The 24002-nt window shown below is 36.7% G+C and carries 20 protein-coding genes; 12 read left to right on the forward strand and 8 right to left on the reverse strand.

All coding sequences use genetic code 11. The annotated features are described in order from the left end of the window. Positions 1-2 precede the first annotated feature (2 nt). The 3 genes from ligD to ku form a co-directional block, all read right to left on the reverse strand. Entirely contained in the window at positions 3-1874 is a 1872-nt protein-coding gene (gene ligD / locus A1704_RS19885) for a DNA ligase D (RefSeq protein WP_062675769.1), read from the reverse strand. A 71-nt stretch (positions 1875-1945) separates the two neighbouring features. Next, complete coding sequence (locus A1704_RS19890) at positions 1946-2551, reverse strand: DNA polymerase ligase N-terminal domain-containing protein (RefSeq protein ID WP_062675770.1); 606 nt, start codon at positions 2549-2551, stop codon at positions 1946-1948. Further along, entirely contained in the window at positions 2551-3336 is a 786-nt protein-coding gene (gene ku, locus A1704_RS19895) for a non-homologous end joining protein Ku (protein ID WP_062675771.1), read from the reverse strand. Before ku ends, A1704_RS19890 begins: the two co-directional genes overlap by 1 nt. A gap of 146 nt (positions 3337-3482) precedes the next feature. Between ku and A1704_RS19900 the strand changes: the two genes are divergently transcribed. Together A1704_RS19900 and A1704_RS19905 are read left to right on the forward strand one after the other, a co-directional pair. Beyond that, positions 3483-4052: a Crp/Fnr family transcriptional regulator gene (locus A1704_RS19900; RefSeq protein WP_062675772.1), complete on the forward strand. Its 570-nt coding sequence runs from the start codon at positions 3483-3485 to the stop codon at positions 4050-4052. Positions 4053-4224: 172 nt separating this feature from the next. Next, a complete protein-coding gene (locus A1704_RS19905; RefSeq protein ID WP_062675773.1) occupies positions 4225-5496 on the forward strand; it encodes an adenylosuccinate synthase in 1272 nt (423 codons plus the stop codon). Between the two features lie 66 nt (positions 5497-5562). On the opposite strand, the gene A1704_RS19910 is transcribed toward A1704_RS19905, so the two are convergent. From A1704_RS19910 to A1704_RS19920, 3 genes are all read right to left on the reverse strand, one after another. Next, positions 5563-6894: a M12 family metallopeptidase gene (locus A1704_RS19910; protein WP_062675774.1), complete on the reverse strand. Its 1332-nt coding sequence runs from the start codon at positions 6892-6894 to the stop codon at positions 5563-5565. Between the two features lie 514 nt (positions 6895-7408). Next, positions 7409-9163, reverse strand: coding sequence for an aspartate--tRNA ligase (gene aspS / locus A1704_RS19915; protein WP_062675775.1), 1755 nt, complete (start codon positions 9161-9163; stop codon positions 7409-7411). Between the two features lie 138 nt (positions 9164-9301). Beyond that, on the reverse strand, positions 9302-9664 hold the full coding sequence (locus tag A1704_RS19920) for an ankyrin repeat domain-containing protein (RefSeq protein WP_062675776.1): 363 nt from the start codon (positions 9662-9664) through the stop codon (positions 9302-9304). Between the two features lie 112 nt (positions 9665-9776). Between A1704_RS19920 and A1704_RS19925 the strand changes: the two genes are divergently transcribed. Beyond that, the gene (locus A1704_RS19925) at positions 9777-11171 is read left to right on the forward strand and encodes an MATE family efflux transporter (protein WP_062675777.1); all 1395 of its coding nucleotides are present in this window, start codon (positions 9777-9779) and stop codon (positions 11169-11171) included. Between the two features lie 120 nt (positions 11172-11291). Then, entirely contained in the window at positions 11292-11411 is a 120-nt protein-coding gene (locus A1704_RS23920; protein ID WP_065119703.1) for a 30S ribosomal protein THX, read from the forward strand. 58 nt (positions 11412-11469) lie between these two features. On the opposite strand, the gene A1704_RS19930 is transcribed toward A1704_RS23920, so the two are convergent. Then, positions 11470-12126 carry a DUF937 domain-containing protein gene (locus tag A1704_RS19930; RefSeq protein WP_062675778.1) on the reverse strand — a complete coding sequence of 219 codons (657 nt, stop codon included), beginning with the start codon at positions 12124-12126 and terminating at the stop codon, positions 11470-11472. Between the two features lie 111 nt (positions 12127-12237). Continuing rightward, positions 12238-12747 carry a DUF2480 family protein gene (locus A1704_RS19935; protein ID WP_062675779.1) on the reverse strand — a complete coding sequence of 170 codons (510 nt, stop codon included), beginning with the start codon at positions 12745-12747 and terminating at the stop codon, positions 12238-12240. 78 nt (positions 12748-12825) lie between these two features. On the opposite strand from A1704_RS19935, the gene lpxB reads away from it, so the two are divergent. The 8 genes from lpxB to rlmD all read left to right on the forward strand — a co-directional run bounded on the left by lpxB (position 12826) and on the right by rlmD (position 23973). Further along, entirely contained in the window at positions 12826-13929 is a 1104-nt protein-coding gene (lpxB, locus tag A1704_RS19940; RefSeq protein ID WP_062675780.1) for a lipid-A-disaccharide synthase, read from the forward strand. A gap of 39 nt (positions 13930-13968) precedes the next feature. Beyond that, positions 13969-15060, forward strand: coding sequence for a glycoside hydrolase family 99 protein (locus A1704_RS19945; RefSeq protein ID WP_062675781.1), 1092 nt, complete (start codon positions 13969-13971; stop codon positions 15058-15060). A 141-nt stretch (positions 15061-15201) separates the two neighbouring features. Then, positions 15202-16974 (forward strand): ComEC/Rec2 family competence protein, encoded by a 1773-nt coding sequence (locus A1704_RS19950; protein ID WP_062675782.1) that lies wholly within the window; start codon positions 15202-15204, stop codon positions 16972-16974. A gap of 145 nt (positions 16975-17119) precedes the next feature. Continuing rightward, positions 17120-17782, forward strand: a complete 663-nt coding sequence (locus A1704_RS19955) for a succinate dehydrogenase cytochrome b subunit (RefSeq protein ID WP_062675783.1) — start codon at positions 17120-17122, stop codon at positions 17780-17782. A gap of 15 nt (positions 17783-17797) precedes the next feature. Continuing rightward, positions 17798-19810 (forward strand): fumarate reductase/succinate dehydrogenase flavoprotein subunit, encoded by a 2013-nt coding sequence (locus tag A1704_RS19960; protein ID WP_062675784.1) that lies wholly within the window; start codon positions 17798-17800, stop codon positions 19808-19810. 24 nt (positions 19811-19834) lie between these two features. Next, a complete protein-coding gene (locus A1704_RS19965; protein WP_062675785.1) occupies positions 19835-20602 on the forward strand; it encodes a succinate dehydrogenase/fumarate reductase iron-sulfur subunit in 768 nt (255 codons plus the stop codon). 308 nt (positions 20603-20910) lie between these two features. Next, the gene (locus tag A1704_RS19970) at positions 20911-22452 is read left to right on the forward strand and encodes a TlpA family protein disulfide reductase (protein WP_062675786.1); all 1542 of its coding nucleotides are present in this window, start codon (positions 20911-20913) and stop codon (positions 22450-22452) included. A 108-nt stretch (positions 22453-22560) separates the two neighbouring features. After that, complete coding sequence (rlmD, locus tag A1704_RS19975) at positions 22561-23973, forward strand: 23S rRNA (uracil(1939)-C(5))-methyltransferase RlmD (RefSeq protein ID WP_062675787.1); 1413 nt, start codon at positions 22561-22563, stop codon at positions 23971-23973. Positions 23974-24002: the final 29 nt, after the last annotated feature.

The following is a 24002-nucleotide window of genomic DNA, read 5'->3' on the forward strand; positions in this document are numbered from 1 at the left end:
TTTTATTCCATATTCTGCAGGAGTTCCAACGCCTTCATCATATCAATTCCCTTACCCAAAACCGGTTTAAACAAATCTCCTTTCTCCTTAATTCTGTCAAGGGCATTGTTAATAGTAAAATCTGTTGGTTTCACACCAGGCTTCAACTCATCCCAATCCAAAGGCATAGAAACGGAAGCACCTTGTTTAGGTCTCAGGCTGTAAGCACTTGCCAGAGTCTGCCCCGTTCTGTTTTGCAGGTAATCAAGGTAAATTTTTTTGTTATCCCTTTTTTGAAGACTTCTTTCCAACGTGGTAATCTTAGGCAGTTTTTCGTTTACCTGTTTCATGAGAATATGGGCGAAATCTTTTACCTGGTCAAAATCATAATGAGCTCCCATAGGAATATAGATATGAATTCCTGTACTTCCGGAAGTTTTACAATAGCCTTTTATTTTAATAGTTTTTAAAACTTCATTCACCTGAAGTGCTGTTTCAATCACCTCATCAAATGTATTTTTTGAAGAAGGGTCAAGGTCTAAAACCAGATAATCTGGATGCTCAAGATCTGGTAAAGAACTGTTCCATGGATTGAAATCAATGCAGCCTAAATTATTAAGATAAGCCATAGTAGCTTTGTCATTACAGTAAATATAATCAATATGTTTATCATTGGATTCCGAATATACCTGTGTGGTTTTTATCCAGTCAGGAACATGATCTCCTGCATCTTTCTGATAAAAGCTCTGCTCTTCAATTCCATTGGGAAAGCGGTTGAGAGAAAGCGGACGATTTTTTAAGTAAGGGAGAATATAACGTGCTACAGACTGATAATATTCAATAACATCTCCTTTTGTAATGCCATCTTCAGGAAAATATATCTTATCCTGATTGGTAAGCTTGACGGAATGCTTGTCTAAGGTAATCTCTTTCTCTTTTTCAGAAGTCTTTGTCTTTTTTGATGAAGCTTTCGTATTCATATCTTTAGATTTTTCGGTGAAGGATGGAGCTTTAGTATCTTCCGGGCTTTTGTCATCCCTGATTGTGATAAAAACCGGATGTCTGAAGATTCCGTCCTTGGTAATTTCAGAATATTTGATTTCACATACTAGCTCGGGTTTTACCCACGTTACCGGCATATTGGTCTTCGGAGCTGTTTCGAATGGAGATGACTTTACAATTATTTTCTGAAGTCTCTTATATACTTCTTTCAAAGAAGCCGTATTGAAACCTGTTCCTGTATGACCACAGTAAGTAAGCTTCCCATCAATAAATTTTCCTAATATCAATGCTCCGAAGCTTTCCCGTGATCCTCTGGGTTCTGTAAAACCACAAATAATGACCTCTTCTGTATTGGAAAACTTGATTTTAAGCCAATCGGTGGTTCTGTGATTTTCAACATACAGACTGTCTGCCCGTTTTGCAATCATTCCTTCCAGCTGCATTTTCTTCATTTGTTCAAAAAATTCAATGCCCTTTTCAGGAATATGATCACAATATCTGATCCGTTCGGTTTCAGTTAATGCTTCTTTTAAAAGTTCTTTTCGTTGAATTAAGGGAAGATCTTCTGTAGAATGTCCATTGAGCCATAAGATATCAAAAACCTGATAGGCAAGGGCGGCACCAGGGTTATCCCCAATTTGCTGTAAAAGCTGAAAGTCAGGCTTTCCCTGTTCATTATAGACCACAACTTCGCCATCCAGGATCATACGATGCCTTTGTTGGCCGAAGTCCTGAGCAATTTTGTCAAATTTAGATAAAAAGGAAATTCCATTTCGGGAATAGAAAAGCGGAGCATCATGGCTGAGGTCTGCAATAGCTCTGTAGCCATCCCATTTTATTTCAAAGATCCAGTCTTTATCATTGAAGGCTTCCTCTGAAAGTTTAGCCAGCATGGGTTTAATGAAAGACTTAAGCTTTTTTTCATTCGTTAACGAATTGAAATTCCTGAAGGTTTTTTCAGAAGTTATGACTTCTTTTTTTCTCTTATTTTTAGGCTTTTTTTTTCCTCTAAAAATTGAGTGACCAGTGATTTTGGCGAAGTATTTTCTTCGGCATTATAAGGACTTTCTGCAAATTCATCCTTATGTTTGATAAGCAACCATGAGTTGTCATCCGTATTTTTCATTTTTACCAGAGCAAATTCACCTTTCAGCTTTTTACCGTGTAAAATAAATTTTAAAGAACCGGCATGAAGTTCCTTCAGAAGTTCTTTTTCATCAGAAAGTTTTGAATTCTCCTCTAAAGGTTCATAGGTTCCGCTGTCCCATACTTCCACTTGTCCGGCACCATAATTTCCTTCCGGAATATTTCCTTCAAAATCTTTATAGTCGTAAGGGTGATCTTCTACCATCATGGCAAGACGTTTATCTTTTGGGTCTAATGACGGGCCTTTCGGAACGGCCCAGCTTTTCAGTACACCTTCCATTTCAAGCCGGAAGTCATAATGAAGTCTGGAGGCAGCATGTCTCTGAATCACAAAAATCAACTTTTCTTTGCTTTTCTTTGTTTTTCCTTTAGGTTCGCTGGTTTCATCGAACTTTCTTTTGTTATGATAATCTTTGAGAGCCATTATGATGCAGATTTGGATTTAGAAGTATTCAGGCTGGCTTTTAACTGCGCCATAAGGTCAATCACTTTACCTTCCTTAGCAGGCTGCGCTTTTGGGGCTTTTACGTTTTTGCCTTTTGCTTTCTGCTTGATGATCTTCATCAGCTCATCAGAATAGGTATCTTTATACATTGCGGGATCAAATTCCTGGGAAAGCTGCTCAATCAGGCTGACAGCCATCTTCAACTCTGCAGGTTTCGGAGCTTTTTGGGCAGGAATTTTTAAATCTGAATAGTCTCTTATTTCCTGATCAAATCTCAAACGATTCAAAACAAGTATGTCGTCATTATAAGGACGGATCATCCCAATGGCTGCACTGTCACGAAGCACAAAAGTTCCTATACCTACCATGGCAGTTTTTTCAAGAGCTTTTAATAAAAGTCTGTAGGCATTTTCACCATTTTTCTGAGGTTCCAGATAATACGGAGTCTCAAAATACATACTGTCTACTTCTACTTCCTTTACAAACTGGTCAATAGAAAGTATTTTTGTTTTTTCAGGGCTTGCTGCTTCGTAATCTTCTTCGTCAAGAACAATATATTTGTCGTCCATGAGATAACCTTTGACGATATTTTCCCATTTTACTTCTTTCCCTGTATTTTCGTTTACCCGTTTGAAACGGATGTTTGAAAAATCAGATTTGTCGAGCATATCGAGATCCAATTTTGTGGTTTCCGTTGCGGAATAAATTTTAACAGGAATGTTGACTAATCCGAAGCCAATTGCGCCGTTCCAAATTGCTTTCATTGTCTTACGTTTTTAAAAATCAAGCAATTAATATGCCGGCAGAAGCCCGTGTGGTACCTTTTATGGACTTTGTTGCCAAATGACAATTGTTTTTATCCGCGACTTTTATACCTTTATATTTCCGCAATCCGTGGTTATATCAAAATATGGAAGAGCTTTTTACTTATATCAAAAAATTCGGGACACTGAATCCTCAGGACGAGCTGTTGATTGCTGAAGGAATTCAGGAAATAACGGTCAAAAAGGGAGATCCTTTCATAGAAGCCGGAAAAGTAAGTCAGAGAATTGCTTTTGTGAAGGAAGGTGTTTTCCGGTCTTTGTATTATAACAAGCAAGGTGATGATTTTACACGGTATTTTATTTATGAAGGACGATTTATTGGGGACTTTCAGGGCTTTACCGATCAGCTGCCAGCACATGAAGACATTGAAGCGATTACCGATGCTGTATTGCTGGTCATTGACCGTGAGCATTTTAAAATCCTGGAAGAGAAAATTGCGGTATGGCCTATTTTGTTTGCAAGAATTCATGCCTTTGTAGTAGAAAATAAACTGAAGGTCGCCAGTATCATGCTCAATCAGGATGCAAAATCACGGTACATTCATTTTTTAAATCATTATCCCGGCCTGGCCAACAGAGTTCCGCAATCTATGCTGGCTTCTTATCTTGGCGTGACACCTTCTTCACTTAGCAGGATCAGAAGAAATATAGTTTAAGATTATTACTGATAGATGATAATTGATTAATGATGTAAGTGGGAGTGTTGTGAATTGCTTCTAGGCTCTAATATTTAGCTTCTCATTTCTGATCAGATCTCTTTTTGTCAAATGGCAATGGTGTTTCATGCTGACTGTCATAGCTTTGCTTCATAAAATTTAAAATACGAATATGGATATTGTATTAGGACTACAATGGGGAGATGAAGGAAAGGGAAAGTTTATTGATCTGATCAGTGAAAATTACGACATTACAGCTCGTTTTAACGGCGGATCTAATGCTGGGCACAGTATTGAAAGAAACGGACGCAGAATAACGCTTAAAATGATTCCTTCGGGAATCTTTATGAAAGGAGTACAGAATGTGATCGGTACGGGAACTGTTATTGATCCGGTAAGTTTTAAAAAAGAAATTCTGAATCTTCAGGTATTTGATAAAACCGTTCAGCCAGAAAACAATATCATTATTTCCCAAAAAGCACACCTGGTAATGCCAACGCATAAGCTTCTGGATATTTTTATGGAGGAAAGTCCCGAGTATACCACTATCGGAACTACAAAAAATGGGATTGCTCAGGCGTATTCAAACAAAATATTAAGACAGAATCTGAGAGTAGGGGATATATTTTCATCGGATTTTCAAAGCAGGGCACAGCACATTTTGGATAGAGATTACAGAATGCTGGAAGAAGAAGGAATGCTTGTTTTGCCTGCTTTGGAAGAAATCAGTAAAGAGTTTTTTGATGCGGTGGAATTTCTTAAAAAATTCAATTGTACAGAGACTGAAATTTATATCAACAAAGCTTTATCTGAAGGTAAAAAGGTATTGGCAGAAGGATCTCAGGCAGCGATGCTGGATATTGATCATGGTACTTATCCGTATGTAACGTCTTCCTCCACGACAGCATCAGGGGCGAGTAGCGGTTTAGGTGTGTCACCGAAAAAGATCGGTGAGATTTACGGTGTAGCAAAAGCGTATTGTACCCGTGTGGGAAATGGTATATTTCCAACGGAACTTTTAGATGAATTTGGAGATGATCTCAGAATGAAAGGAAATGAATTTGGTTCCAATACAGGACGTCCTAGAAGAACCGGATGGCTGGATTTACCTGCTTTAAAATATGCGGTAATGATCAACGGGGTTACTCAGCTGGTTCTGACAAAAGCGGATGTTTTGAGTGGATTAAAATCTGTAGCAGTCTGTACCCATTATGAACTGGAAGATGGAAAAACAGTGGATGTTTCAGGTTTACTTCCTGAAAATGGAAAACCTGTATTGAAATGGATGAATGGCTGGAATGCTGATTTCTCTGCAATGAAAAGTCCTTCTGAGCTGCCAAAAGAAGTCCTCGGGTTTCTGTCATTCCTGGAAGAAGAATTGGGAATTCCTGTGGCTTATCTTTCAACCGGGCCGGGAAGAAATGAAATGTTAAAATTACTCTAATAAATAGTAATAGAATAGAAAGAGGTTAGAAAATTTATTTCCTAACCTCTTTTTGTATGAAGAAATTTAGTTAACTTTTGTAAGGATGAAGCGTTGTTTTGTAGAAGGCTGAAGCGTTTGATCAGTTGTTCCGATTACAATAGGGGTAAGATTGGTTGTTGTGCCATTTTTTACCTCTAATCTCAATGCTGGTGCATTCTTCGGAGCAAATCCAAATCCATTATTTCCTAAGTTGAATAATAACCATTTTTGAGAATCCGTATTGGCATTGGTTCTTAATTCAACAGCTGTTCCATTCGTTGTCCCATTACTTTTCACGGTTAACACCTTGGTAGGATCCAATACGGATTTGATGGTATAGTAACCATGATCTGATTTGGTGAAAGTAAATCTCTGGTTATTCCCTGTAGAAGCAGAATACAGAATGATGCTGGTGCCGTCTGTAGTTGAACTTCCTGAAACATCTACATTTTTATCACTTGCTAAAGCTGTTCTCATTGTATACGTTCCGTTGATGGCAGAAGTAGCATTAACAGGTCCGTACAGATGATTGATACCAGCATAATCACCTGCAGACAATCCTGTTCTTTGTTTAGTGAATGTGGAACCATCCAGCTTAGTCATTACAGGCTGACTTGAGTCTATAGCAAAGTCTGTAGACTGATACATCATAACTGAACCGAAATCAAACGCACCGTGTCCTGCGTAATCATTGTAAAGATTGAAGTTATGACGGCTTCCTTCTACGGCTTTGTTAACATCTACAATGATGTACTGATCCCTATCCGGGCGGCACTGCTCGTGCATGATTCCCATCGAATGCATGATTTCGTGAGCAATAATTGCCGGATAAGTGATATTATAGATTTTAATACCATTAACTCTGTTTTTCTGCCATCCAAGCGGAGAGCTGTTGGATGTTGTATAGGTAAAAGTAATATATTCTGTTTGGTTGGTTCGTTCAACAAACTGCATACTGGTTTGTGAAGAAATCATATCAAATGCTTTGTTGATATTGGTCAGGAACGTATTATAATTCTGGGTACTCAGACTTCCCTGGCTGGGTAATGTATAATAGACGGTTGCATTCGGCCATGTCTTAATAAAAGAGCTTACAATGGTACTTTTCTCTGCTGTTGATGTTCCGGAGTTGGCCTGCTTTTGTAATACATTAAACTGTTCGGGGCTGATCGTAATATCTTCTGCATAAAAATATTCACCATTTATTTCATTAACATAAGTGAATTTTCCGTCAATAGATAATTTGTGAATCTTTGCATTGTCGAGTTTTGTGGTTGCAGGATCGATTGAATCAGCTTGAGGATTTTCAATGTCTGACCTACATGAATTCAGTGCCAGAACAAGGCATCCTGATAATAGTAATAGTTTGCTTTTCATATTATTTAATATTGGTTTGGTGATCAAGGTTTAAAATATGAACAGCTATATTATTATCATACGCATGAGATTATAAAAATACATCAATTTCTAAGTTTTGATTAAGTCTTCATTATAATTCAGCTGTGTAACGTAAATATATTAATAAAAATCATATTTACATATAACATAATATAATGATTGTTTTGTTGTTTTTTTATTTGAAAAATGTATTTATTTCGTTAATGTAATTGTTTTAATTTAATTTTTACTATTAAATTTTAAATTAGATTATTTCACGAATATTTGACATAGTGTGTAAAAATGTATATTTCACTAGTGTAAAGTTTGTTTTGTTAGTAAATTGATAAATTACAGTGGAATTTGTAATGTTTTTTGATTCTAAATAATACTACTTTATTACTATTTGTTTTTCAAAAATAGTATTGTAGTATAAAGCATCAGGAAGTTCAGGATAAACTTAAGGTTCCTGTATAAGAATATAAAAAAGCGAGGCATTTGCCCCGCTTTACATTTATGCTTTTAAATTCAATTGTAATTCTAATTCGTCGAGCTGTGCATCAGCAATCGAAGCAGGCGCATCGATCATTACATCTCGTCCTGAATTGTTCTTAGGGAAAGCGATATAATCTCTGATTACTTCGTTTCCGTCAAGAATCGCTACCAAACGGTCAAATCCGAATGCTAAACCTCCGTGTGGTGGTGCTCCGTATTTGAAGGCATTCATAAGGAATCCGAACTGAGCTTCTGCTTCTTCTCTGGTAAATCCTAATAAATCGAACATTTTAGACTGAAGATCTCTGTCAAAAATTCTGATAGATCCTCCACCGATTTCGTTTCCGTTCAGAACCATATCATAAGCGTTGGCTCTTGCTTTACCAGGATCAGTTTCCAGTAAGTGGATATCCTCTGGCTTCGGAGAGGTGAACGGGTGGTGCATTGCATGGTATCTTTCGGTATCTTCATCCCATTCCAATAGCGGGAAGTCTACTACCCAAAGTGGAGCAAACTCATTTCCTTTTCTTAATCCCAAACGGTTTCCAAGTTCCATTCTTAATGCAGAAAGCTGAGCTCTTACTTTATTTTCGTTTCCAGAAAGAATCAACATCAAGTCACCTTCTTTTGCTCCGAATTTTTCGATGATCTTTGCTAAATCTTCTTCGTTGTAGAATTTATTTACCGATGAGGTTTTTACACCATCATTCTGGAATTTTGCCCAAACCATTCCTGAAGCACCAATCTGAGGACGTTTAACCCAATCCACAAGTTCATCAATCTGCTTTCTCGTATAGTCTGCACACCCTTCTACATTGATTCCGACTACTAATTCAGCATCATCAAATATCTTAAAGTCTTTTCCTTTTACCAGTTCATTCAGTTCTACGAACTCCATTCCGAAACGGATATCCGGTTTGTCATTTCCATATTTTCTCATCGCATCTGCGAAAGTCATTCTTGGGAAATCTCCGAATTCCTTACCTGTAATGTCTTTTAATAGAGTCTTAGTCATTCCTTCGAATACGTTCATAACGTCTTCCTGCTCTACGAAAGCCATTTCACAGTCGATCTGCGTGAATTCCGGCTGTCTGTCTGCTCTTAAATCCTCATCACGGAAGCATTTTACAATCTGGAAATATTTATCCATCCCACCTACCATCAAAAGCTGTTTGAAAGTTTGTGGAGACTGTGGCAATGCATAAAACTGTCCAGGATTCATTCTGCTTGGTACAACAAAATCTCTTGCTCCCTCTGGAGTAGACTTGATCAAAACAGGTGTTTCCACTTCAATAAAACCTTCTTCAGATAAATAATTTCTTACTTTCTGTGCCATTTTGTGGCGGAAGATCAGCTTATCTTTTACCGGATTTCTTCTGATATCCAGATAACGGTATTTCATTCTTAATTCCTCACCACCATCCGTTTCATCCTCAATGGTGAAAGGTGGAAGCTGAGAATCGTTCAGAATAGTCAGTTTTTCTACCAGAATTTCGATTTCCCCGGTTGGAATATTAGGGTTTTTGCTTACTCTTTCAATAACTCTTCCGGTAGCCTGAATCACAAATTCACGGCCCAGTTTTTTAGCTTCCTCCATCAATTGAGCAGAAGAGCGGTCCTGGTCAAAAACCAGCTGGGTAATTCCGTAACGATCTCGAAGATCTACCCAAATCATAAATCCTTTATCACGGATAGTCTGTACCCATCCTGATAGTGTAACTTCTTCATTCAGATTTTTCAGAGATAGCTCTCCGTTGGTGTGTGATCGAAACATAATTATTTGTTTAAAGTTCAATGTTTAAGGTTCAATTCCGAACCTTGAATTTTTCGTTGGCAAAGATAAGATTTTTGCAGGTTTTATAAATAAAAAAAACTTCCTTTCGGAAGTTTCATATATTGTTTTTGGATTTTTTTAAATTCTGTTACCACCTTTTGCGATCAGAATTCTCTTTACATCCTCACTGCCTTTTGTTTCATCAGCTACTTCAAGAGGTGTTTTATTCTGACATTTTTTATTCACATTTGCCTTATTGTCCAAAAGGAAGTTGATAATATTCTTTCTGTCAGACATTACACTGAAGCCAAGGGGTGAATAAAGTATATCTCCCACAAGAAAACATTTGTTGTAATCTCCCGGAGCAAACTGTTTTTTAAATGTTGCTATATCATCAGAATAAATGGCTTTCATCTTTTCCTGACTCATCTTCTGGGCAGAGAACATGCTGCTGGACAGTAACATTCCAAATAGAAAAGTAGTAGAGATTATTTTTTTCATAAGGATAATTTTTAAGAATATACAAATCTAAATTAAATTTTATTACCAATTGCTAAGTTTTTCTAATAATTGGATTTGTATTTTTGGGATTACATAAAATATTAATTGCGAAATGACAAAATATATTGAATTTTTGAAAAAAGCATTCAGTGGTGAAGAAACTGATTTTACGAAAGTGAATATCAGAAGTGCTGTACTGCTTTTAGCCATTCCCATGATGCTGGAAATGGCTATGGAATCTGTATTTGCTCTTGTGGATCTTTATTTTGTCGGCCATTTGAAAGAAAGCGGTTTTGCGATTCAAACGGTAGGGCTTACCGAATCTGTACTTTCGATAATGTATTCTATTGCTATTGGGATGAGTATGGCGGCCACAGCTTTGGTAGCGAGAAGAATTGGTGAAAAAAATCCGGAACAGGCTTCCAGAAGCGCAGCACAGGTATTACTCGTTTCCTTTGCGATTACTTTTATTTTAAGTTTGCTTGGAGTAATTTATGCTGAAGAAATTCTGATTCTGATGGGCTCAAAACCGGAAGCGGCTGCTTATGGAAAGAGTTTTACCAGAATTATGATGGGAAGCAGCACGATTATTATGCTTTTATTTTTAATTAATGGGATTTTCAGAGGGGCCGGAAATGCTATGATTGCTATGAAAAGTTTATGGATCGCGAATATTGCGAATATCATTCTCTGTCCGATTCTGATAAAAGGCGTTGGGCCTGCTCCTGCTTTGGGACTAACGGGAGCTGCTTTGGCAACAACAATAGGACGTAGTATTGGAGTAATTTATCAGCTGTATCATCTTTTGGTTGCGGATACTCAGATAAGAATTAAACTTCCTTATTTTAAGCCGAATTATTCATTAATCAAATCCATTATAAAAATTGCAACTCCTGGAATTTTTCAGTTTGTCATTGCCTCATGCAGCTGGATTTTCCTTGCAGAACTTGTAGCAACTACAGGAGGAGAGAATGCATCGGCTGGTTATCAGACTGCTTTAAGACTGATGATGTTCTTTATGCTTCCAGCCTGGGGATTGAGTAATGCAGCATCCACTTTGGTAGGACAGAATATGGGAGCAAATGAAATGCTGAGAGCAGAACAGTCGGTGATGAAAACCGTGAAATATAATGTCATTTTTATGCTGGTGGTAAGTTTAATTTTCCTTTTTATGGGGAACTTTTTAGTTAGTTTTTTTACTCAGGAAATGGCGATTAAAGATTTTGCTAAAAATGCACTTCAGATTATGAGTATAGGATTTATTTTCTATGGAATCGGGATGGTGATGATCAATGCCTTTAATGGAGCTGGTGATACATGGACACCTACCTGGGTTAATCTTTTTGGTTTCTGGCTGTTTCAGATTCCGCTGGCCTATTTTTTATCAAAATATCTTGACTTGGGACCAAAAGGAGTTTTTATATCAATTCCAGCCGCAGAAACATTGATTACCATTGTTGCCTTTATCTTATTTAAAAAAGGAAAATGGAAGACAATAAAAGTGTAGAAAGCGTGGGTGATGGAATTCTCCAGCTTTCCTCCCTAATTTATAAAACTTTAACAGCTTCATTAATTGGATTTTAGTATTGTATTTTCTAAATTCGTGGTACAACAAATACATAATACTATGGGAAAAGGAGACAAAAAATCTAGAAGAGGGAAAATCAATTCAGGAAGTTATGGTAAAAGAAGACCTAAAAAAGCCTCAAAATCTTTTGCAGCTTCTGAAGAAAAATCTAAAAAGTAATCAAAAATAAAAAGACCGAAGATCATATCTCCGGTCTTTTTTATGAAAATTAAATTAATTATTTACCTCCCAAAATATTACCAAGGATGCTGCCTAAACCGCCGCCTTGTTGTTGGTTTCCACCACCACCCAATACACTTCCCAGTATATCGTTCAGTGGATTTCCTGATGATTGTGATTGTCCGCCACCTCCTAAAACACTTCCAAGAATGTCATTCAAAGGATTAGACTGCTGAGCTTGTGCCTGATTGGAAGCATTACCAAGGATCCCTCCTAAAAGATCTCCCAGGCCGCCTGCTCCTACATTGCTCTGTTGTTTCTGCTGTCCGATGTAACCCATTACTACTGGTGCCAGCATCGCAAGGATAGGACCAATTTTGTCTATTGAAATTCCTGTGTTCTGTGACAGTTGGTTTTCAACGGTGCTTTTTTGCCCACCGAAGATATGATCAAGAATAGATCCTCCTTCAGCCTGTCTTGCTTCAATTTGTGAAGCATCATTTAAAATACTTCCGTTGTGGTCTTTATCTAAAGCATTATTTAAAGCTTCTGCTTCTTTAGCATCCTGAGATTTATTTCTAAGATAAGAAATGATAAGAGGGGTAGCAACAGCTAACAGGGCAATTACCTGGTTTTTACTGATTCCGAATTTGTTTTCAGCCTGTTCAGCAACCTGATTGCCTGTGTTCCCTGTAAGTAGGTCAATTAAACTCATTTTTTGTGTTTATTTAGTATTAAGTACACCAAAGTTATCAAAAAATATGCCTCACAAAATCACCGCCTTTCATAATTATTGTTAAAGTTTCTGAGCGTGTTTCAGAAGACCTTAGTTTTTAATGATAGGAACGTTTGAACACGCTTCTCCGAACATCAGAGATTTTACAATAGGCTTTAGCTGTTCTACCAATTCGATATAAGCATTTTCAGGAATTTCTTTATCTGAACATCCTTTCACCAGTACTCTTTTTCCTCTCATTTCTTCAAAATCATGGGTCTGGATAGCATTATGCATTAAAATAACTTCCAGATCCTCGCGGTTTCCAAAAACTACTTTTTTTGCTACATCGGTAATTTTTGCTGTTAAAACAAAATAAGCCCATAGAGGAATAATAGTGTCTACAGAATTGTAAATATATACGTAAGTGTCTTTATATTTTTCCGTATCGATAGCATCTACCTTTTCGCGGAAATCTTTTTCTTTCAGGATCAATTCCTGAAAAAGGAAATCTTTAAGGTCTATGCCTTTTCTTTCCCCTTTTGGTAGTAAAGTGGTAAGGTCAAAATTGATAAGGCCGCTTTCTGCAACTTTATTCCGGATTTCAAATTCTTCTGACATTTTTTATCATTATCTTTGAACAAATTTACGAATTAAGATCATATCTGTCTTAATTTGTTCTCTATCCTTACTATAGAAATGAAGTATTATATTATTGCAGGAGAAGCTTCCGGCGATTTACATGGAAGCAATCTGATGAAAGCCTTAAAACACAAGGATCCCCAAGCGGAATTCAGATTTTGGGGTGGCGACCTGATGAAAGCTCAGGGCGGAACGTTGGTGAAGCATTACCGTGATCTTGCTTTTATGGGATTTCTGGAAGTGGTGATGAATCTCCGTACTATTCTGAATAATATTAAATTCTGTAAAGAGGATATTCAGAAGAACAGGCCTGATGTTTTGATCTTGGTGGATTATCCTGGATTTAATCTGAGAATTGCCAGATTTGCCAAGGAATTGGGAATCAAAGTTGTTTATTATATTTCTCCCCAGCTTTGGGCTTGGAAAGAAGGCCGAGTAGAGATTATTAGAAAATATGTGGATGAAATGATGGTCATCCTTCCATTTGAAGAAGACTTTTACAGAAAACATGGAGTTCACTCCCATTTTGTAGGTCATCCTTTGCTGGATGCTATTTCAGACCTTGAGGAAATAAGTATTGAACGTTTCAAATCGGAGCATGGCTTGAATGAAAAAGAAATCATTGCATTGCTTCCTGGTTCCAGAGAACAGGAAGTAGAAAAGATGCTTGAAATAATGCTTTCCGTAAGACCGCAGTTCCAAAACTATCAGTTTGTGATTGCCGGTGCGCCAAGTCTTCCAAAAGAATTTTATCAGAAATATGTAGATGATAATGTTCATTTTGTTTCTAATAAAACCTATGATCTGCTAAGATGTTCAAAAGCGGCTTTGGTGACTTCCGGAACAGCTACGTTGGAAACCGCTTTGTTGAATATACCTGAAGTAGTTTGCTATCGTGGAAGTAAAATTTCCTATGCTATTGCTAAAAGATTGGTGAAAAATATCAATTATATTTCTCTGGTTAATCTGATTATGGACAGAGAAGTGGTGAAAGAATTGATTCAAAATGATCTGAATACCAAAAATCTGGTTGAAGAGCTCAATAAAATTTTGTCAGGAGAGAAAAGGGAACAGGTTCTGAATGACTATCATCTTCTCAGAGAAAAGCTTGGCGGAAAAGGAGCCAGCGATCATGCTGCTGAGGTGATATTGAAAGTGTAGTTTGTATTGAGTTTCTGATTATTAATCTACTTTTTAACTATGAATTATTGTAACCGTTTTCTGTTATTACTGACTTTTACTTTGTTTTTCACAAACAGTTTTGCCCAGCAGAGCAGTGTAAGAGATAAAGTCCAGATATTTTATTACGGCTGGTACGCCAATCCTGCAACAGATGGAGAGTATCAGCATTGGAATCATGAGATCCTTCCTCACTGGAGCAATCCGAAGTGGAACAATCTGGGACATCATAAAGGAGGAGATGATATCGGAGCTAATTTTTATCCGGCTCTTGGCAATTACAGTTCCAACGATGCGAAAACCATCGAGCAGCATATGAAAATGATCAAAGACTCAGGAGCAGGAGTGGTTGTCGTAAGTTGGCTGGGAAAAGATTCGTTTACGGATAAAAGCCTTATCAAATATCTGGATATTGCAGATCGGTATGATTTAAAAATAGCATTTCACATTGAGCCATTTTATAAAAACACTTCAGAATTAAAAGAGCAGCTTTCTTATCTGGTAAAAACGTATTCTAATCATCATGCATTCTATAAAAAAGAAGGGAAACCTCTGTTTTATGTCTATGATAGCTATAAAATACCTAAAGAAGAATGGGTGAAAATACTATCCGCAAATGGAGAAAAAACAGTCAGAAATACAGATTTAGATGCCCTTTATATCGGACTTTGGGTTGAGAAAGATGATGCTGAATTTTTTGATTCGGCAGGCTTCGATGGTTTCTATACCTATTTTGCCAGCAAAGGATTTGTATACGGAAGTACAACTTCGAATTGGGATTTTATGGCAAACTTCGCTAAAGATCACCATCTTATTTTTATTCCTTGTGTGGGTCCTGGTTATTCCGATACGAGAATCCGTCCATGGAATGAAGCGAACTTCAAAAGCAGAGACAATGGAAAATATTATGAGAAAATGTTTGATGCTGCTATTAAAGTAAATCCGGAGTTCATTGGCATTACATCATTCAACGAATGGCATGAAGGAACACAAATAGAGCCTGCTGTTCCTAAAAAAGCCGGTGATTTCAAATATGAAGATTATGGGAAAGATCCTTTATTTTATATCAAAGAAACGAAGCGTTTGACGGATAAATTTTTGAAAAAGAGATAATATACTTTTAATCCTAATTTTTAGGAAAAAAAATTAAGCGTTCTGTTAACATTTTTAATGATGACAGAGCGCTTATTTAGTTTTTAAAGAGATCATGAATTTCCCATTCATTGCCTATTTTAAAAGGGTAATTAATGGATTTTGAACAAACAGCCTCTTCTTATTCTGGCAATATGCTTTATTCTTGGAATTCTTTTTCAGGATAAAATGGTATTGCCAGAGACCATTGTTGGTGGAGTTGGAATGACCTGCTCAATATTGTTGATTTTAATCTGCTTTCATTCTTATCTTCTGCATAAAACCAAAACAGTTTTCCTGATGCTTCTGCTGTTCGGAGCAGGAATTGTTCTTCATTTCTATAACACTTCTTCATTAGTTGGTAAGCATTTGGTGAAGAAGCATGAAACGATTTCATTTAAGATCTCTCAGAAATTAAATTCTTCGGAAAAATATAGAAAATATGAGGGCATTGCACAGTCAGATAATGCATGTTTCAATTCAATTTTTTATGTTCCAAAAGAGAGTAAAGAGCTGGATTTTATTCACTACTACAAAGCTGAGGCTTACATTACACAACCTCAGGTTCCATCGTATGATTTTCAATTTGATTATGCTCAATATCTGAAAAGAAAACATATTGATTACCAGGTTTATCTTTCAAAAGAAATTATATCTGCAGAACGGAATGATTTAAAGTGGGCAGATCAGCTTAGGCAGTATAGGTTTGAGGTTCTTAACAAAATAGATAAAACAGAAATTTCTGAGAAAACTAAAGAATTTCTAAAAGGTATTATTCTGGCAGACCGAACAGAGATTGACACGGGTACTGTTAGAGATTTCAATAGATCAGGGCTGGTTCATTTTCTTGCTATTTCCGGAACTCATATTGTGGTTGTTTTTGGGATATTCTATTTTTTTCTGATTCGGTTTGCTCCTTTACAATTCAGAAAATATGCTGCTATTTTTAGTTTGATTTTTATCTGGTTGTTCGCCGCTTTTATTGGATTTGGGAATTCAGTATTACGATCTTGCATTATGCTGAGTGTTTATTTCATTTTTGTTTTGCTTCAGCGAAAGACGGATTTGCTTCACTCACTGGCCCTGTCTGCTTTTTTTATTCTAATCGGAGATACGCAACAGCTTTTTGATGTAGGTTTTCAGCTTAGCTTTTCGGCTGTTTTAGGCATTTATTGGCTGAATCAGCCTTTGTTGAAATACTTCCCAAAACAGGATAATTATATTAAAAAACTCTTGTTTAACACGATTACAATATCTTTATCCGCACAGTTGGTAACTTTACCTCTGGTGTTGTATTATTTTCATCAGTTTTCATTGATATCAATCCTAGCCAATTTTGTTATTGTTCCTTTTTCTGAATTAATTATTATTTTCTCTTTTTTAATAACAGTTCTTATTTCTTTTGGGATTGATTTTGAACTTATAAATGGTCTGTATGATGAGATTATTCAGGTTTTACTGAAGGTGATCCATTGGTTTGCTGAAGTGGATGTGCTGTTCTTTGAAAATATTCCAATGAATGGGATAGAAGTGATATCCGTATCAATGTTTGTCTATTTACTAAGAGCTGCGATACTGAAATTCAATACGAAAAATACGATGAGGCTGATGATGGCAGCAATACTATTTCTCATGATAAGAAATGGAATCACAGCTTTTGAAAATCGGAAGGAAGAGATATTGGTTCATCATTTTAACAGAAACAAAATTTTTTCAGTGAAAAATGGTGACCGAGTCTGTTTCTGGATTTCGGATATGAAAAATAAGACGAAGATTTTACAGTATATAGTCAATCCATATTGTGCTTCCAGAAGAGTAGATCATTTTGAGATAAAAACCTTGTCACCCTCCATTCAAAAAGTGGTTTTCAGGAATAAGATTTATGATCTGAAATGATGGTTCTGAATTTAGCCATTTTCCTGTATTTATAATGGGTGAAAATCTTATTTAGAAAGATTACAAACTGTCTATTTGTGAGATTTCTCACTTTTCGATATTGTTAAACTTTCTTAATTTTGTGGAAATTCAAATTTAAACTTATATGGCAGGTTTAACGAGTTCTACGATAGGTAGAAAATACGCTATGGCATTATCAGCTCTATTTTTGCTGATTTTTCTTATACTGCATTTGACAACCAATTTGTTATCAGTTCTAAACAAGGATGCATTCAATACAGCATCTGACTTTATGGGCTATAATCCTTTTGTGCAGTTCTTAATGCAGCCTATTCTTGGTTTTGCAGTAATTTTCCATTTTGTAATGGGATTTGTGCTTGAGATCAAGAATAATAAAGCGCGTCCGGTAAAGTATGCAGCAAACAATGCATCAGTGAATTCTTCATGGATGTCCAGAAATATGATTATTTCAGGAGCTGTTATTTTAGCTTTCTTGGCGCTTCACTTATATGATTTCTGGCTACACGAAATGAATTACAAGTATGTAGAGGGATTAACTCCTGATGCAGAACGTTTCTGGCCTGAGCTTCATGAAAAGTTTGCTGACCTTTGGAGAGTAGCTTTGTATGTAATCTCTTTTGTTTTGTTAGGATTACACTTAGCTCACGGATTCCAGTCTTCATTCCAGTCTATCGGTGCCAGACATCCAAAATATACGCCGGTGATCAAAGCTTTCGGGAAATGGTATTCAATTCTTATTCCTGCAGGATTCATCATCGTAGCAGTTTTCCATTTTATAACTCAATAATATCAATATACTAATATGAGTAAATTAGATTCAAGAATTCCAGCGGGTCCTCTTAAAGACAAGTGGAAAAATCATAAAGACCATATGAACCTTGTTGCACCAAACAACAGAGATAAGATTGATATTATTGTTGTAGGTACAGGTTTGGCAGGAGGTTCTGCTGCAGCTACATTAGCTGAGCAAGGATACAACGTAAAAGCATTCTGCTATCAGGATTCTCCAAGAAGAGCTCACTCGATTGCAGCTCAGGGAGGGATCAACGCAGCTAAGAATTACCAGGGAGATGGTGACTCTACTTACAGATTATTCTACGATACCATCAAAGGTGGTGACTATAGAGCAAGAGAAGCTAACGTTTACAGATTAGCTGAAGTTTCTGCAAATATTATTGACCAGTGCGTTTCCCAAGGGGTTCCTTTCGGAAGAGATTACGGTGGTCAGTTGGATAACCGTTCATTTGGTGGAGTTCAGGTAAAAAGAACTTTCTACGCAAAAGGACAAACCGGACAACAGTTATTATTAGGTGCTTATTCTGCAATGAGCCGTCAGATCGGTAAAGGAAGAATCAAGATGTACAACCGTCATGAGATGTTGGATCTTGTTATTGTTGACGGAAAAGCAAGAGGAATTATTGCAAGAAACCTTGTAACAGGAGAAATTGAAAGACACTCTGCTCACGCAGTGGTAATTGCTTCAGGAGGATACGGAAACGTATATTTCCTTTCTACCAATGCAATGGGATCCAACGTTTCTGCTGCATGGAAAATTCACAAAAAAGGAGCTTACTTCGCAAACCCATGCTACGTACAGATTCACCCTACTTGTATTCCTGTTCACGGAACACAGCAGTCTAAACTGACTCTGATGTCTGAATCACTAAGAAACTCAGGAAGAATCTGGGTTCCTAAGAAAATTGAAGATTCAGTAGCGATCAGAGAAGGTAAATTAAGACCTGAAAATATTAAAGAAGAAGATAGAGATTATTATCTGGAAAGAAGATACCCTGCATTCGGTAACCTTGTACCTAGAGACGTTGCTTCTAGAGCTGCTAAGGAAAGATGTGATGCCGGATACGGAATTGAAAATAATGATACTAAAGAAGGTGTTTACCTTGATTTCTCTACAGAGATCATGAAAAAAGGTAAAGAAGCCGCTATCGAAAAACATATTCATAACCCTACAGATCAGCAGATCTATGATCTTGGTAAGAAGTGGGTTGAGGAGAAGTATGGTAACCTATTCGTAATGTACGAAAAAATTACCGCTGATGATCCTTACAAAACTCCAATGAAGATCTATCCTGCAGTTCACTATACAATGGGTGGTGTTTGGGTTGATTATAATCTTCAGTCTACAATCCCTGGATGTTTCGTAATCGGTGAGGCTAACTTCTCAGATCACGGGGCAAACAGACTGGGTGCTTCTGCATTGATGCAGGGTCTTGCTGATGGATATTTTGTACTTCCTTACACAATTGCAGATTACCTTTCTGCAGATATCAGAACAGGAGCTATTCCTACCAATTCTGCACCATTTGATGAGGCTGAAAAAGGAATTAAAGAGAAAATTAATTTCTTCTTAAACAATAAAGGAACTCATTCTGTTGACTATTTCCACAAGCAGTTAGGAAACATTATGTGGAATAAAGTAGGAATGGGAAGAACTCCTGAAGGGTTAAGAGAAGCGATCAAGGAAATTGAAGAAGTAAGAAACAATTTCTGGAAAAACGTAAAAGTTCCGGGAGAAGGAGAAGGAATGAACACTGAGCTTGAAAAAGCATTCAGAGTAGCAGACTTCCTTGAGCTTGGACAATTAATGGCTATCGATGCACTGCACAGAAACGAATCTTGTGGTGGACATTTCCGTGAAGATCATTCAACTCCGGACGGAGAAGCGGAAAGAGACGACGTAAACTACAAATACGTCGGAGCTTGGGAATATCAGGGAGACGATATCAACGCGGAAGTGTTGCATAAAGAAGAACTGATCTACGAGAACATCGAGGTTAAAACTAGAAGTTATAAATAATCTCCAACCTATAAATATAACATTATGAGTGCAAAAAAAGGCTTACATCTTACGCTGAAAATTTGGAGACAAAAAAATAGTAAAACTAAAGGTCAGTTTGAGACCTATAAAATATCAGATGTATCTACAGACTCTTCATTTTTAGAGATGTTAGATATCCTGAACGAAAATTTAATTAACGAAGGAAAAGAACCAATCGCTTTCGACCACGACTGTCGTGAGGGAATCTGCGGTATGTGTTCTCTTTATATCAATGGTAGAGCTCACGGACCTGATACAGGTATTACAACTTGTCAGCTTCACATGAGAATGTTCAAAGATGGAGAGACGATCGTTATTGAACCTTGGAGAAGTGCTGCTTTCCCTGTAATCAAAGATTTGATGGTAGACAGAAGCGCATTCGACAGAGTAATGGCAGCAGGAGGATTCATCTCTGTGAACACTTCCGGTAATACACTGGACGCTAACGCTATCCCTGTTCCCAAAGAAGATGCAGATAAAGCAATGGATGCTGCAGCTTGTATCGGATGTGGAGCTTGTGTAGCTACATGTAAAAACGGGTCTGCAATGTTATTCGTTGGAGCAAAAGTTTCTCAGTACGCATTACTTCCACAAGGTAGAGTAGAAGCTAAGAGAAGAGTTCTGAATATGGTGAAAGCTATGGACGAAGAAGGATTCGGAAACTGTTCAAATACCGGAGCATGTGAGGTAGAATGCCCTAAAGGTATTTCTCTTGAAAACATTGCGAGAATGAACAGAGAATACATGGCTGCTCTTGTAGATCAAGGATAGAATTGATTCAAATACATAGAAAATCGTCTTCATTTTTGGAGGCGATTTTTTTATGGAAAAGTTAACCCTGTTAAAGTTTGTTAACTTATTAACTGATCTTCGTTATTCTTTATTTATTAAGTATATATTTGGAAGGTAATTAAATCGTTTTCTGAAAAAACTTTCAAATACTTTTTACCTCCAAAAAGATGATCTCCAATAATTGGAATATCTCTTTTTAATGGTAATAATAAAATTTTTAAAAAAAATAATTAGTGTGAATTAGCAAGCCCTAAAAAGCGTATTTTTGTGTAATATTAAAAATTGAAATGAAAAAATATCTTTTATTGTTTATCATCACATTCTTTGTGATGTCTTGTTCAAAAAAAGTAGAAGTAAAAGGAAAAATTACCGGAAGCTCACCATTAGAAAGAATTGAATTTGTAGAAGCTTCAGGAGTAGGAACCCTGCCTTTGATTAATATAGGTCTTGATAAAGACGGAAACTTTTCAGGGAATTTTGACGCTCCTAAAGATGGAATGTACGTAATCAATTACGCGGGCAGACAAAGCCTGATTTATCTTGAAGGTGGTCAAAAAGTAAATATCTCAGGAAACGGAGCTACTTTCCCAAATGAATATGTGATTACCGGAGATGCTAAAAAGAATAATGACTTCCTTACGGCAAGTATGAAGTTCTTGGCAGACTATGGAGGTAAAGTTAATTTACCTGTATTAATGGGTGGTGACGAAGCTGCATTTTTGAAAGGTATGCATAAAATTGAAGCAGATATTAATAAAAATGTAGATGACCTTGCCAAGAAAAATAATCCAAGCAAAGGACTTTTGGAATGGAAGAAAAACGATGTGAAAGTAACCATTCTTAACTTGCTTGCCAACTATGAAATGTCTCATGGTCCAATGTCAGGGAACCCATCTTTCAAAGCTTCTAAGGCCTTCAAAGATTACGAAACTCAGCTGGAAACAGACAAAGATGGAATGGTAAAAACTATTCCTCTTTACAGACAATATCTTCTTGTAAAAATGACTCCTGATTTCCAGAAATATGCTGAAGCAAACAGCAAAGGAAAAACAGGGATTACAACTTCTGAGATGTTCGCCCAGTATTTAAAAACAAAAAAAGATTTATCTCAAACTGCAAAAGATTATCTTCTTGCATTTGTAATGGCTCAGGCTGATATTCATCCAACAACTCCAGCTGCCAATATTGACAAGATTAAAAAGATCATCGATTCAGATATTAAAGATGCTACGATTAAAAGTGACCTTTTAAAAATGCAGGTAGCTATTACAGGACTTAAAATCGGAGAGACAGCTCCTGAAGCAGCGTTAGCAAAACAAGACGGAAAAACATATAAACTTTCTGAAAACAAAGGAAAACCTTATATGTTGTTCTTCTATGCTTCATGGAATCCTTACATTAGCGAAGCTACAGTACCTGTATTAAAAGAAGTGGTAAACTTTTATAAGTCTAAAATGAATTTTGTATTTGTAAACGTAGACGATACAAAAGATCAATTCATTAAGACAAGCAATTCTTTATTAAAAGGAATTCAGGGAGTGAATGTTTATGGAGAAGGAGGATTGAACTCTGACATCGCTAAGAAATATGGAGTATACGGGTTCAAGTTACCTTGCTTTGTCATTATCGATAAAGATGGTAAAATTGCCAGCAGATCTTTCGTAAACCTTGGTGAGCAGGAACTAGTGACTATTTTGGATAAACAAACAGGTCTTTCAGCTCCGAAGGTAGATCCAAATGCACAAATGCAGCCACAATTACAGCTTGATCCATCTGCAATGCAACAAGCGCCACAGCCAGCAAATCCACAGCCGGCTCCAACAAAATAATAAACTTTAACACAGTATAGAAACCTTATCTTCGGATAAGGTTTTTTTTATTGTATTTTTGCAAACCGGAACGTAAAAGTTCCCATTAGGAAAATAGAAAATTTTAGAATGAGTAGGAAGAAAAAAAGAGATCTAACTCTTGAAAATATAAAATTGTTGACAGCCGGAGCAAAAGGCGTGGCAATAGGAAAAACAGAGGAAGGTAAAACGGTAATGGTAACAGGCGCAATTCCAGGTGATATTGTGAATGTGAGAGTGAAAAAAGCAAAGTCTAAATACTATGAAGGCGAAGCCATTGAAGTACTTGAAAAATCACCGTACAGAGTTGAGCCTAAATGTATTCATTTTGGTACTTGCGGAGGATGCAAGTGGCAGAATATGAGCTATGAAAAACAGCTTGATTTTAAACAGGAAGAAGTCTATAATAACATCAAAAGAATCGGAGGAATTGATGAGTTTGAAACGGTGCCAATTCTAGGATCTGAAGAACAATATTTTTATAGAAATAAAATGGAGTTTTCCTTCTCCAATGCAAGATGGCTTACTCAGTACGAAATCAGTTCTGAAGAAAATTTCGGGAGCAAAGATGCTTTAGGTTTTCATATTCCCGGAATGTGGAGCAAAATTCTTGATTTGAAAGAATGTTTCCTTCAGGAAGATCCTTCTAATGCTATTAGACTGGCTGTAAAGGAATATGGTGTTAATACTGGCCTGGATTTCTTTGATGTGAGAAATCAGGAAGGTTTCTTAAGAACCTTAATGATGAGACAGAACTCTCATGGAGAATGGATGATTCTTTTCCAACTTTACAGAGAAGAAAAAGAAAACAGAGAGAAACTTTTTGAATTCTTATTAGAAAAATTCCCACAGATTAAAACATTGGTATATGCCATTAATCCTAAACAGAATGACTCTATCTATGATTTAAATATCAACGTATATTTCGGAGAAGGGTATCTTATGGAAGAAATGGATGGGCTGAAGTTTAAGATTGGACCGAAATCATTCTTCCAGACCAATTACAAACAAGCGTTGGAATTATACAGAAAAACATTGGAGTTTGCAGACCTGAAAGGTGATGAAGTAGTATATGACCTTTATACAGGAACAGGAACAATTGCTCAGTATGTAGCGAGAAATGCAAAACAGGTAATCGGAATAGAATCTGTACAGGAAGCAATAGATGCAGCAATAGAGCATGCAGCATTGAACGGTTTAACAAATACAACATTCTATTGTGGAGATATGAAAGACATTTTCAATGATGAATTCATGGCCAGCCACCCTAAAGCAGATGTATTAATCACAGATCCGCCAAGAGACGGGATGCACCAGAAGGTTGTAGAGCAGATTCTTAAGCTTTCACCGGAAAAAATAGTTTATGTAAGCTGTAACTCTGCTACACAGGCAAGAGATCTTGCTTTAATGAAAGACCATTATACTTTAGTAAAGATCTTACCAGTAGATATGTTCCCACAAACACACCATGTTGAGAACATTGCATTACTGATTAAAAAATAAATTTATTTAAATTTGAATTTCAAATCTTA

It is taken from the genome of Chryseobacterium cucumeris (genome assembly GCF_001593385.1).
In the GTDB taxonomy this organism is placed as follows: Bacteria; Bacteroidota; Bacteroidia; order Flavobacteriales; family Weeksellaceae; genus Chryseobacterium; species Chryseobacterium cucumeris.

Excerpts from the sequence above, each read along its gene's own strand:
- ligD (WP_062675769.1), bottom strand. The coding sequence starts at position 1,874 with ATGCTGGCTAAACTTTCAGAGGAAGCCTTCAATGATAAAGACTGGATC.
- A1704_RS19890 (WP_062675770.1), bottom strand. The coding sequence starts at position 2,551 with ATGGCTCTCAAAGATTATCATAACAAAAGAAAGTTCGATGAAACCAGC.
- ku (WP_062675771.1), bottom strand. The coding sequence starts at position 3,336 with ATGAAAGCAATTTGGAACGGCGCAATTGGCTTCGGATTAGTCAACATT.
- A1704_RS19900 (WP_062675772.1), top strand. The coding sequence starts at position 3,483 with ATGGAAGAGCTTTTTACTTATATCAAAAAATTCGGGACACTGAATCCT.
- A1704_RS19905 (WP_062675773.1), top strand. The coding sequence starts at position 4,225 with ATGGATATTGTATTAGGACTACAATGGGGAGATGAAGGAAAGGGAAAG.
- A1704_RS19910 (WP_062675774.1), bottom strand. The coding sequence starts at position 6,894 with ATGAAAAGCAAACTATTACTATTATCAGGATGCCTTGTTCTGGCACTG.
- aspS (WP_062675775.1), bottom strand. The coding sequence starts at position 9,163 with ATGTTTCGATCACACACCAACGGAGAGCTATCTCTGAAAAATCTGAAT.
- A1704_RS19920 (WP_062675776.1), bottom strand. The coding sequence starts at position 9,664 with ATGAAAAAAATAATCTCTACTACTTTTCTATTTGGAATGTTACTGTCC.
- A1704_RS19925 (WP_062675777.1), top strand. The coding sequence starts at position 9,777 with ATGACAAAATATATTGAATTTTTGAAAAAAGCATTCAGTGGTGAAGAA.
- A1704_RS23920 (WP_065119703.1), top strand. The coding sequence starts at position 11,292 with ATGGGAAAAGGAGACAAAAAATCTAGAAGAGGGAAAATCAATTCAGGA.
- A1704_RS19930 (WP_062675778.1), bottom strand. The coding sequence starts at position 12,126 with ATGAGTTTAATTGACCTACTTACAGGGAACACAGGCAATCAGGTTGCT.
- A1704_RS19935 (WP_062675779.1), bottom strand. The coding sequence starts at position 12,747 with ATGTCAGAAGAATTTGAAATCCGGAATAAAGTTGCAGAAAGCGGCCTT.
- lpxB (WP_062675780.1), top strand. The coding sequence starts at position 12,826 with ATGAAGTATTATATTATTGCAGGAGAAGCTTCCGGCGATTTACATGGA.
- A1704_RS19945 (WP_062675781.1), top strand. The coding sequence starts at position 13,969 with ATGAATTATTGTAACCGTTTTCTGTTATTACTGACTTTTACTTTGTTT.
- A1704_RS19955 (WP_062675783.1), top strand. The coding sequence starts at position 17,120 with ATGGCAGGTTTAACGAGTTCTACGATAGGTAGAAAATACGCTATGGCA.
- A1704_RS19960 (WP_062675784.1), top strand. The coding sequence starts at position 17,798 with ATGAGTAAATTAGATTCAAGAATTCCAGCGGGTCCTCTTAAAGACAAG.
- A1704_RS19965 (WP_062675785.1), top strand. The coding sequence starts at position 19,835 with ATGAGTGCAAAAAAAGGCTTACATCTTACGCTGAAAATTTGGAGACAA.
- A1704_RS19970 (WP_062675786.1), top strand. The coding sequence starts at position 20,911 with ATGAAAAAATATCTTTTATTGTTTATCATCACATTCTTTGTGATGTCT.
- rlmD (WP_062675787.1), top strand. The coding sequence starts at position 22,561 with ATGAGTAGGAAGAAAAAAAGAGATCTAACTCTTGAAAATATAAAATTG.